At 34.7% G+C, this 10,617-nt stretch carries 8 protein-coding genes; 7 read left to right on the top strand and 1 reads right to left on the bottom strand.

Annotated elements, in window-relative coordinates; genetic code table 11:
* Positions 1–193 precede the first annotated feature (193 nt).
* The 4 genes from ACFWDE_RS18070 to ACFWDE_RS18055 all read left to right on the top strand — a co-directional run bounded on the left by ACFWDE_RS18070 (position 194) and on the right by ACFWDE_RS18055 (position 6,868).
* Complete coding sequence (locus tag ACFWDE_RS18070) at positions 194–1,900, top strand: peptide ABC transporter substrate-binding protein (protein ID WP_002146345.1); 1,707 nt, start codon at positions 194–196, stop codon at positions 1,898–1,900.
* A gap of 283 nt (positions 1,901–2,183) precedes the next feature.
* Positions 2,184–3,899, top strand: a complete 1,716-nt coding sequence (locus ACFWDE_RS18065) for a peptide ABC transporter substrate-binding protein (protein ID WP_002185196.1) — start codon at positions 2,184–2,186, stop codon at positions 3,897–3,899.
* A 427-nt stretch (positions 3,900–4,326) separates the two neighbouring features.
* Positions 4,327–6,030 carry a peptide ABC transporter substrate-binding protein gene (locus ACFWDE_RS18060; RefSeq protein WP_377893713.1) on the top strand — a complete coding sequence of 568 codons (1,704 nt, stop codon included), beginning with the start codon at positions 4,327–4,329 and terminating at the stop codon, positions 6,028–6,030.
* A gap of 118 nt (positions 6,031–6,148) precedes the next feature.
* The gene (locus ACFWDE_RS18055) at positions 6,149–6,868 is read left to right on the top strand and encodes a class I SAM-dependent methyltransferase (protein WP_377893712.1); all 720 of its coding nucleotides are present in this window, start codon (positions 6,149–6,151) and stop codon (positions 6,866–6,868) included.
* A 40-nt stretch (positions 6,869–6,908) separates the two neighbouring features.
* Here ACFWDE_RS18055 and ACFWDE_RS18050 read toward each other — a convergent pair whose 3' ends face one another.
* Positions 6,909–7,352: a hypothetical protein gene (locus tag ACFWDE_RS18050; protein WP_377893711.1), complete on the bottom strand. Its 444-nt coding sequence runs from the start codon at positions 7,350–7,352 to the stop codon at positions 6,909–6,911.
* A gap of 138 nt (positions 7,353–7,490) precedes the next feature.
* On the opposite strand from ACFWDE_RS18050, the gene ACFWDE_RS18045 reads away from it, so the two are divergent.
* The 3 genes from ACFWDE_RS18045 to ACFWDE_RS18035 all read left to right on the top strand — a co-directional run bounded on the left by ACFWDE_RS18045 (position 7,491) and on the right by ACFWDE_RS18035 (position 10,589).
* Entirely contained in the window at positions 7,491–7,826 is a 336-nt protein-coding gene (locus ACFWDE_RS18045) for a hypothetical protein (RefSeq protein WP_002066455.1), read from the top strand.
* 72 nt (positions 7,827–7,898) lie between these two features.
* The gene (locus ACFWDE_RS18040) at positions 7,899–8,237 is read left to right on the top strand and encodes a VOC family protein (protein WP_002185202.1); all 339 of its coding nucleotides are present in this window, start codon (positions 7,899–7,901) and stop codon (positions 8,235–8,237) included.
* A 255-nt stretch (positions 8,238–8,492) separates the two neighbouring features.
* Complete coding sequence (locus ACFWDE_RS18035) at positions 8,493–10,589, top strand: vWA domain-containing protein (protein ID WP_377893709.1); 2,097 nt, start codon at positions 8,493–8,495, stop codon at positions 10,587–10,589.
* Positions 10,590–10,617: the final 28 nt, after the last annotated feature.

The raw sequence follows: 10,617 nt of genomic DNA, 5'->3' as shown, positions 1-10,617 counted from the left end.
CTATATGGAATTTTTATGAATATTACTGTAAGAAAATAATTTTTTTAAAATTTTTAATAATAATACTTTACAAATTTTAAAAAATTAGTAGAATAAGAAGTAGTAAGAATCGTCTGATAAGTATATAAAGAAAAAGAGAATTATCAGAAAATTCTTAAATAGATATCGTTTAGAATTAGGGAGGGTACAGAAAATGAAAAAGAAAAAAATGAAAAAACTAACAGCAGTTGTAGTACCGGTTTTAGCAATGAGCATGGCACTAACAGCATGTTCTACATCAGGCGGAGATAAAAAGACAAGCACAAACTCAAGTGGAGATAGCAAGTCAGAGGGAAAATTAGCGGCAAAACAAGTGTTAAATCGAACAGAAACAAATGAAATTCCAACGATGGATACTTCGAAAAATACGGATACACTTGGTTCGCAAATTTTAGGAAATACAATGGAAGGTTTGTATCGCCTAGATAAAGATAATAAGCCAACTCCAGCTGCCGCGGAATCTAGTACGAAAAGTGAAGATGGTAAAAAATATACATTTAAACTACGTAAAGATGCAAAATGGTCAAATGGTGATCCAGTAACTGCGAAAGATTTCGTATATGCATGGCAACGTCTATTAGATCCGAAAACAGCTGCTGAGTATGCGTTTATCGCATTCCCACTAAAAAATGCAGAAGCGGTTAATAAAGGAGAAAAACCTGTAACTGAATTAGGAGCGAAAGCGTTGGATGATTATACGCTTGAAGTTGAATTAGAGCAAGCGGTACCGTACTTCTTAAACTTAGTAGCATTTCCATCGTATTATCCACTAAATGAAAAATTTGTAAAAGAAAAAGGGGATAAATACGGTTTAGAATCTGATACAGTAGTTTATAATGGACCGTTCGTTCTTACTGACTGGAAACATGAGCAAGGTTGGAAGTTGAAGAAAAATGATCAATATTGGGATAAAAAGACTGTAAAATTAGATGAAATTAACTATAGCGTTGTAAAAGAGCAAGCAACTCGTGTGAATTTATATGATAGCGGTCAAGTTGACTTTGCTTTATTAAATGGTGAGTTTGTCGATAAATATAGAAATAAGAAAGATGAGTTTGGAACATATTCACAAGTGAGTACGTATTTCATCCGTCTGAATCAAAAACGTGGTGGACAAGATACACCGTTAAAGAGCAAAAAATTACGTGAAGCAATTGCGTTATCAATTGATAAAAAGAATTTAGCAACTGTTATTTTAAATGATGGCTCACAACCTGCTGATTTCTTAGTACCAAAAGGTTTAGCAACTGGACCAGACGGTAAAGACTTCCAAGAGACATTTAAAAATGGTCTGAAACAAGACTCCAAAAAGGCAGCTGCAGCATGGGAAGAAGCGAAAAAAGAGCTTGGCAAAGATCAAGTTACGATTGAATTTTTAAACTACGATACTGGTAATGCGAAAAAAGTTGGAGAATATATAAAAGATCAAATTGAGAAAAATTTAAAAGGTGTAACAGTAAATATTAAACTTCAGCCATTCAAGCAAAAACTAAAATTAGAAACTGAGCAAGAGTATGATATTTCGTTTGCTGGCTGGGGACCTGACTATGCAGATCCAATGACATTCTTAGATATGTTTGATTCTAAGCATTCTCATAACCAAATGAGCTTCTCTGATCCGAAATATGATGAAATGATCAAAAAAGCGGGCGGTGAATTAACGAATGAAGCGAAAAAACGTTGGGAAGAACTAGGAAAAGCAGAGAAATTATTACTTGAAGAGGATGTAGCGCTTGTACCTATATACCAACGTGGAGATGCTTACGTTTTACAACCAAATATAAAAGGCATTGTTCACCATAATATTAGTCCAGAGTATAGCTTTAAATGGGCTTATGTAACCGAGAAAGACGGGAAATAATAGAATTTAAAAAAGCATTCCAAAAGTAGCTAATCTACTTTTGGAATGCTTTTTTTAGTGTAATTAAATAGAGAAGAATAAGGGGTATAGTATGTAAATACAGTAGATGAGGGATAAATCATACTAAATTACGAAGAAAAAATCTGAATATTTAAAATAAAACTATTTACAAACGCGAAAAATAGAGTAGAATAATATTAGTTATAATTTTCTGAAAAGTAAACCCTTAGCAAGGGGTCTCTCAAGGGTTGGTATTGTACATATAATTGGGGAGGGTATAAAAATGAAGAGAAAAAAGATGAAAAAGTTAACAGCAGTTGTAGTACCAGTTTTAGCGATGAGCGTTGCATTGACAGCGTGCTCTGGGTCAGGTGGAGAGAAGAAAACGACTACTACATCTAATAGTGGGGAAGAAAAAAAATCTGATATTAAATATGCAGCGAAGCAAGTATTAAATCGTACGGAAAACCAAGAAATTCCGACGATGGACACTTCTAAATCCACTGATACGTTAGGGGCACAAATTTTAGGGAACACAATGGAAGGGTTATATCGTCTTGATAAAGATAATAAGCCTATTCCAGCTGCTGCAGAATCAAGTACGAAAAGCGAAGATGGTAAAAAATATACGTTTAAACTGCGTAAAGATGCGAAATGGTCAAATGGAGATCCTGTAACAGCGAAAGATTTCGTATACGGATGGCAGCGCTTACTTGATAAAAACACAGCTGCAGAATATGCGTTTATTGCTTATTATATAAAAAATGCCGAGGCAATTAATAAAGGTGAAAAACCTGGAACTGAATTAGGAGCGAAGGCGGTAGATGATTACACGCTAGAAGTAGAATTAGAAAAACCGGTACCGTACTTCTTAAATTTATTAGCATTCCCGTCATACTATCCATTAAATGAAAAGTTTGTAAAAGAAAAAGGAGATAAGTTTGGTTTAGAAGCAGATACAACGGTGTATAATGGGCCATTCGTTATGTCTTCATGGAAACATGAACAAGGATGGCAGTTGAAGAAAAATGATAAATATTGGGATAATAAGACTGTGAAATTAGAAGAAATTAATTATAGTGTAGTAAAAGAAGTTGCTACGAAAGTAAATTTATATGATACAGGATCAATTGATTTCACACTACTATCAGGAGAGTTTGTAGATAAATATAAATCGAATAAAGATGAATACGGTGAGTATGCAGAATCAAGTACATTCTTCTTACGTTTAAATCAAAAGCGTAACGGACAGGATACACCGTTAAAGAGTAAAAAACTTCGTGAAGCAATTGCATTATCAGTTGATAAAAAAGGTTTAGCAAATGTTATTTTAAATAATGGATCAAAAGCAACAGATCAATTGGTTCCAAAAGGGCTTGCGACAGGACCTGACGGTAAAGATTATCAAGATACGTTTAAAAATGGTCTGAAACAAGATACGAAAAAAGCAGCAGCTGCATGGGAAGAAGCGAAAAAGGAACTTGGAAAAGATCAAGTTACAATTGAATTACTAAGCTATGATGATGGAACTGCGAAAAAGATTGCTGATTATGTTAAAGATCAAATTGAGAAAAATTTAAAAGGTGTAACGATTAATACGAAAATTCAGCCGTTCAAACAAAAATTAAAATTAGAATCAGCGCAAGATTATGAAATCTCTTATGCAGGTTGGAGTCCAGACTATGCGGATCCGATGACATTTATTGATATGTTTGAATCGAAGAGCCCATATAACCAAATGAGTTATTCAAACCCGAAATACGATGAAATGGTACAAAAAGCAGGTAATGAATTACTGTCTGATCCGAAGAAACGTTGGGAAGCGTTAGGGAAAGCAGAAAAATTATTCCTTGAAGAAGATGCTGGATTAGTACCTTTATATCAAACAGGAAGATCATATGTAATGAAACCGAATGTAAAAGGAATTGTGAAACACAACATCAGTCCAGAATATAGCTTTAAGTGGGCGTATGTAACTGAGGATGGCGGAAAGAAATAATATGAAAGCATTTCAAAAGTGTTTAATATGCTTTTGAAATGCTTTTTTTTGTATGAATAGGAGAATAAGGCACATGGAAATTTTGAGGTTACTTTTAAAATTCTACTGTAGGAAATTAGAAAAGAGTTCAACAATTGGATAGATAAATGATAGCAGAGATTTCATATTGATGAGAAAAATATAGAATTTAGTAATAGAGAAGAATAAGAGGAGGTATGTTTACATATAGTAGATGGGGGATAATTCATATAATAGTAAAATAACAAGTTACTATCATAAAAAAATAAACTTTTAGAAAATTCTTAAAAATACTTTACAAAACTGAAAAAAATAGTAGAATATTAATTAATAAGAATTTTCTGATAAATAAAGTTGGTAGAAATCTCTAAAAGTTAGTAGCGTACATATAATTGGGGAGGGTACAAGAATGAAGAAAAAGATGAAAAAGTTCACGGCGGTTGTAGCGCCAGTATTAGCAATGAGCATGGCGTTAACAGCATGTTCAGGATCTGGTGGGGAGAAGAAGACGACTACTACAACGTCTAATAGTGGGGAAGGGAAAAACTCTGATATTAAATACGCAGCAAAGCAAGTATTAAATCGTACAGAAACGAATGAAATTCCGACGATGGATACTTCAAAAAATACAGATACATTAGGATCTCAAATTTTAGGGAACACGATGGAAGGATTATATCGTCTTGATAAGGATAATAAGCCAATCCCAGCTGTAGCAGAATCTAGTACAAAAAGCGAGGATGGTAAAAAATATACATTCAAATTACGTAAAGATGCAAAATGGTCAAACGGTGATCCTGTAACTGCGAAAGATTTCGTATTTGCATGGCAACGTCTAGTAGATCCACAAACAGCTGCTGAGTATGCATTTATTGCTTACTATCTTAAAAATGCAGAAGCAATTAATCAAGGGAAAGCAGAAGTTTCTACGTTAGGTGTAAAAGCAGTTGATGATTATACGCTTGAAGTTGAATTAGACAGACCGGTACCATATTTCTTGAACTTAATGGCATTTGCATCATACTATCCGTTAAATGAAAAGTTTGTAAAAGAACAAGGGAAGAAATACGGTTTAGAGTCCGATACAACAGTTTATAACGGTCCATTTGTGCTTACTGATTGGAAACATGAGCAAGGTTGGAAGTTGAAGAAAAATGATCATTATTGGGATAAAAAGACAGTGAAATTAGATGAAATTAATTATAGTGTGGTAAAAGAAGCAGCTACTAGGGTGAATTTATATGATACAGGCGCAATTGATTTTGCACTTTTATCTGGAGAATTCGTTGATAAGTATAGAAATAAAAAAGATGAGTTTGGAGCATATTCGGAAACAAGTACGTTTTACTTACGTCTAAATCAAAAACGTGGTGGGCAAGATACACCGTTAAAGAGCAAAAAATTACGTGAAGCAATTGCATTATCGGTTGATAAGAAGGGTTTAACTAATGTAATTTTAAATGATGGTTCAAAACCAGTTGATTACTTAGTAGCAAAAGGTTTAGCAAGTGGACCAGACGGTAAAGATTTCGCAGAAACATTCAAGAATGGTTTAAAACAAGATTCCAAAAAGGCAGCAGCAGCTTGGGAAGAAGCGAAAAAAGAACTTGGAAAAGATCAAGTGACAATTGAATTATTAAATTATGATACTGGTAATGCGAAAAAAGTTGGGGAGTACGTAAAAGATCAAATTGAAAAGAATTTAAAAGGTGTAACAGTAAATATTAAACTTCAACCATTTAAGCAAAAACTAAAATTAGAATCAGATCAAGATTATGATTTCTCATATGGTGGCTGGAATCCAGATTATGCGGATCCGATGACGTACCTTGATATGTTTGAAACAAAAAATTCTCAGAACCAAATGAGCTACTCAAATTCAAAATATGATGAAATTATTGATAAAAGTAAGACGGAATGGATGGCTGATGCAAAAAAACGCTGGGCAGAGTTAGGGAAGGCAGAGAAATTGTTACTTGAAGAAGATGTAGCGCTTGTACCTTTATATCAAAGTGCTAAGGCATATGTTATGCAACCAAATGTAAAGGGAATTGTGAAACATAATATTAGTCCGGAATATAGTTTCAAATGGGCGTATGTAGAAGAGAAATAATAAAAGAAAAAAGCATTTTCAAGTTGCGGTATTATAGCACTTGAAAATGCTTTTTTTTCTGTGCACTATTTTTTTATGGATGAATATATGTATTATAGAAAACTAAAAGGAGAATCTCATGAAACGAAACACATACATTGATTTTCTAGCTTATTACGGAATAGGGAGTGCTCATCCTGGTGGTTTTACATTAACAAAACAATTATTAGCGCAATTGCCACTTAGACATGGAGCTAGTGTCCTTGAGATAGGTTGCGGCACGGGGAAAACAGCGGCGTATATGACAAAAGAATTGGGTTATAAAGTGACAGCGGTTGAAAAGAATGAAATTATGATTCAAAAAGCGAAAGATAGATGGTTGTTTGATGGTTTAAATATACAATTGATTCAAGGAGATGTAGAAGGATTACCGTGTTTAAATGATTCATTTGAGCTTGTACTTGGAGAATCTATACTCGCTTTTACAAATAAAGAAAAGGTTATTTCGGAATGTTATCGTGTATTACAGGAGGATGGAAAGCTTGTTGTCATTGAAATGATTACCGAAAAACATATTGAGACGAAAGAGGAAGAAAAGATTGGACAGTTATATGGTATGAAAGAATTATTAACTGAGAATGAGTGGATTGATTTATTTAAAGCAGCAAATTTTAAAAGAATTACAATTGTGGGTGGCGGAACTATTGCAGAAACAGTTGCAGGACATATGGAAGAGCCAGAGTGGAATGTATCACCGTTTATTCCGGAAGAATTGTATGAGGCGTGGGTGCAACACGAACAAGTACTGCTTATGTATCAACATATTTTAGGGCATCGCATTTTTATATGTGAAAAATAGAGAAAAAGAGTTGGCTAAAGATAGTCAACTCTTTACTATGTTAGATGAAAAATAATGCAGCCAAAGTAATTCCAAAAATAAAGCCAAATCCGAGTTCAAATCCCCAGCCGCCACCAAAGCCACCGCCACCAAAGCCACCGCCACCAAAGCCACCGCCACCAAAGCCACCGCCGCCACAACCACCGCAACCACGACCGCTGCATCCACCGCCGCTAAATCCACCACTGAATCCACCACCACATCCAAATCCACAGTTATCACATCTGCTAAGACCGCCGCAAATATCACATCCGCCGTTTGAATATGCGCCATGGTATCCAAATCCTGTATCAAAAGATGAACGCTGCTGTACTGGCTCAATCCAAACAGAATCATTTGTCACGTCTATTATTTTTCCTAAATGGATATGACCATCACGATCTTCAATTCGAACAACTTTTCCGAAATAACGTTGGCATGTATTATAACATTTTTGTCTATGCATGTTCTTTCCTCCTTCCCCCATTACAGTAATACGATATGTAAGGGGGACAAGTGCGGCTTGTACGAATGACCTATCTATCATAATTGTTATAGGAAAGGGGAAATATACGAACAGGATACATAATGAGGAGGAAAGGAAATGAAATCTACAGACCAATTTCAGACGTATGAAGTTCCTTGGGAAGAATTTATAGAAGCATTGCGGGGGGAAATAAAGAAACAAGTAGGAGCAGATATTATTGATACGGTCGTATGTAATTTAAAAGATGGTTTTGAAGTGTATACATATGTGCAGGGTGATTTGGATTTCGAGTATACAGAAGCTCTTGAACGAAAATATGGGAGTGATGCGAAAATACCTAATTTGTTAACAGTTATGCTGGTAGCTAGCATTTATAATACGGGTGAAGAGAATATACGTTTACATGCAGATAATAAAGATAATCCAATTGTTGAGGTATATGTGAAGCAATGAAACACGCTGTGAAAGGCGTGTTTTTTATTTATATGATAAAATGTTAGAAAATTAAGAAAGAAGGTGAGTGAATTGAAAATTAATCATCTTAATTTAACAGTTACAGATGTAACAGCTGCTAGAGAATTTTTAGAAAAGTATTTTGGTTTAACTTGTGGTGGAACAACGGGAAATGGCTTCGCAGTTATGCGTGATAATGATGGGTTTATATTAACCTTAATGAAGGGAAAAGAAGTTCATTATCCAAAAACATTTCATGTAGGATTTCCACAAAAAAATGAAGAACAAGTTAATAAAATTAATCAAAGATTGAAGAAAGACGGATTTTCAGTCGAACCGCCTAAACATGCACATGCGTATACATTTTATGTTGAAGCACCTGGAGGATATACAATTGAAGTGATGTGCTAATTAATAATCAAACTTTTTGTTAAGAGTTTTCAGTTTTAAAAGTAGGAAAAGTCTGTTTTGAGGATGGAGCTTAAACAGGCTTTTTTACCTATATAATTGGATAGAAAATGCTAGAAGGAATATTACCAAGTTATATATCTATTTACATAATAAAGTTATGGTGCGTTCGTTGTCCTAAAATACAAGTCATATATCTTGTTTCCTCTCATAAATTTAAACATAGGAATTTGTCTACAAAGGTGGCGAAGCCTCATCATGAAAATTCGAATTTGTGCCACGTTCATGTTGTTTCTATTTATATGTTTACCTTTTTCAGCTTTTGCAAAAGGAGAGGAGGCAAAGGAAAGGGTCGTTTCACTTGTATATGATGATTCGGGCAGCATGAGAAATAACGATCGTTGGAAGTATGCCAATTACGCCTTGCAAAGTTTAGTTGCGCTATTAGATGAGAAAGATAAATTTTCTTACGTTCCAATGAGTAAGCCAAATGATCCGTTAAACATTTCGTTAACAAAGGATCAAAGGCAAACAGAAATTAATGGAATCGGCGCGTGGAAAACATATTTAAATACTCCATTTAGCGCAGTAGAAACGGCGATGCAATCTATAAAGAAGGAAGCAGATATAGATGGGAAACGTGAATTTTGGCTTATTGTATTAACTGACGGGGCATTTAATGATTTGGAGAAAGATAAGGTTGGCGGAAAAGAACAAATTACACAGAAGTTAGCACAGTTTAAGAAAGAAATGGATTCTAAAAAGATCTCTTTGCACCCAGTCTTAATCACGATGGAAGAGGATTTAGGGCAGCAAGAAAAAGAGCAGTTAAATACGTTTAAAGAAATTTGGAAAAAAGAAATGAATGGAGTTGTCATGCCGTCTAGCGGTGAGGATGGTATTGTACAAAGTGTGAATCAAGTAGCAGCATTAGTTGCAAATCGTGATCCATTTTCTTCTGTTGAATCGATTGTCAAAACGAAAATAGTAGGGAAAAAAGTAGAGATTACAACACCGTTTCCATTAAAGCGTATGACGCTTGTACGACAATCACCTTCTTTGTCTAATTATAAAGTTATGCAACTTTCCAAACCGTTACAATTGCAGTCTTCTTTTTCCATACATGCACCAGGAGAAGCTAAATTATTCGGAAATATAGTGCATGTAAGTACAGCGAATCAGGAAGTGATTAAGCCAGGGACATATACGATAGAAGTCGATCAGGACATTGAGAAAGAGGGATTACAAGTACTTGTTGAACCAGCGCTTAACTATACTGTTTCTACGTATGACAAAGATGATAAAGATAGAAAAAATGTTGAGAAAATGTATGAAGGTGTGACAGCTGTTATTGAAGCGAAACCTACTGAATTACCAATTCAAACTTCTTATTTCGAAGCAGAAGTAGAAATAGACGGAAAGCAGTATCCGATGAAGTGGGATGATAAAAGACATGTGTTTTATTACGAGACAAAGGTTGGTAAAGAGTTAGTACGCGGGAAAGTCCATATGAATATAAAGGGATTTTATAGACAGACGAAAGAATTCAAGATTGAACCAGCTGAAAAACCAAAATTAACACTTCAAGCTGTTACGAAAGATTATGAAGAAAAGGTAACAAATTTAGAAAATAGTAAACCGTTCATTTTACAACCACTATTAAATGGTGAACCGATGACAGAAGAGGCTGTAAAGAAGCTATTAAAATCTACTGGTGTCACATCGAATCAATCGATCAACTATGAATTAAAACAGCATGGTAGTCAAGTTTATGTTTATCCTCGACCTTATTACTCCGACACATTCAATTTTACAGATACCGGCACCGTAGAGGCTACCATCACGATCAATGATTCAAAATTACAAGAAGTAAAGGAAAAGATTGTACTGCACATTGAAAATGCGCCGTTTTTTGAGAAGTATGCGCTCGTTTTTAAATTTGTAATTCCTATTACTTTATTACTTTTAATAGTAGGAATTATTATTTTAGGATGGATTGTTCGTCCGAGATTTCATCGGAAAGCATTACTATATTACGAATGGGATCAAGAAGTAGCGAAAGATTGGCTTTATCAATCTGAACCAGAGTTACTTAAAAATAAATGGTGGAAGCACTATTTTGGCATTCCATTCCGAGCAGAAAGAAAGACTGTGCAATCTGTAACATTAATAGCGAAAAAAGGATCGAAATCTATATTTGTAGCGAAAGAATCGCAAGTAGTTGGGATGATTATTGATGGAATGTTTATTACAGAGGAAGAAGTGGGAATGGAGCATAAGACGTTGTATCCAAATGAACTTTTAGTAATTGATAGAGGATATGGTAAGGAGATTTACCGGTACGAATGTGAATAGTAGATAGGGTGTAAGAGGGGCGGAGGAG

The sequence above is a fragment of the Bacillus sp. NPDC060175 genome, assembly GCF_042728695.1.
GTDB lineage: Bacteria > Bacillota > Bacilli > Bacillales > Bacillaceae_G > Bacillus_A.
The sequence above is the reverse complement of the archived record's forward strand: the minus strand, read 5'-3'. Positions and strand labels throughout refer to the sequence as shown.

What these genes read in the sequence shown, in the direction of transcription:
- ACFWDE_RS18070 (WP_002146345.1), top strand. Translation starts at nt 194, where the DNA reads ATGAAAAAGAAAAAAATGAAAAAACTAACAGCAGTTGTAGTACCGGTT.
- ACFWDE_RS18065 (WP_002185196.1), top strand. Translation starts at nt 2,184, where the DNA reads ATGAAGAGAAAAAAGATGAAAAAGTTAACAGCAGTTGTAGTACCAGTT.
- ACFWDE_RS18060 (WP_377893713.1), top strand. Translation starts at nt 4,327, where the DNA reads ATGAAGAAAAAGATGAAAAAGTTCACGGCGGTTGTAGCGCCAGTATTA.
- ACFWDE_RS18055 (WP_377893712.1), top strand. Translation starts at nt 6,149, where the DNA reads ATGAAACGAAACACATACATTGATTTTCTAGCTTATTACGGAATAGGG.
- ACFWDE_RS18050 (WP_377893711.1), bottom strand. Translation starts at nt 7,352, where the DNA reads ATGCATAGACAAAAATGTTATAATACATGCCAACGTTATTTCGGAAAA.
- ACFWDE_RS18045 (WP_002066455.1), top strand. Translation starts at nt 7,491, where the DNA reads ATGAAATCTACAGACCAATTTCAGACGTATGAAGTTCCTTGGGAAGAA.
- ACFWDE_RS18035 (WP_377893709.1), top strand. Translation starts at nt 8,493, where the DNA reads ATGAAAATTCGAATTTGTGCCACGTTCATGTTGTTTCTATTTATATGT.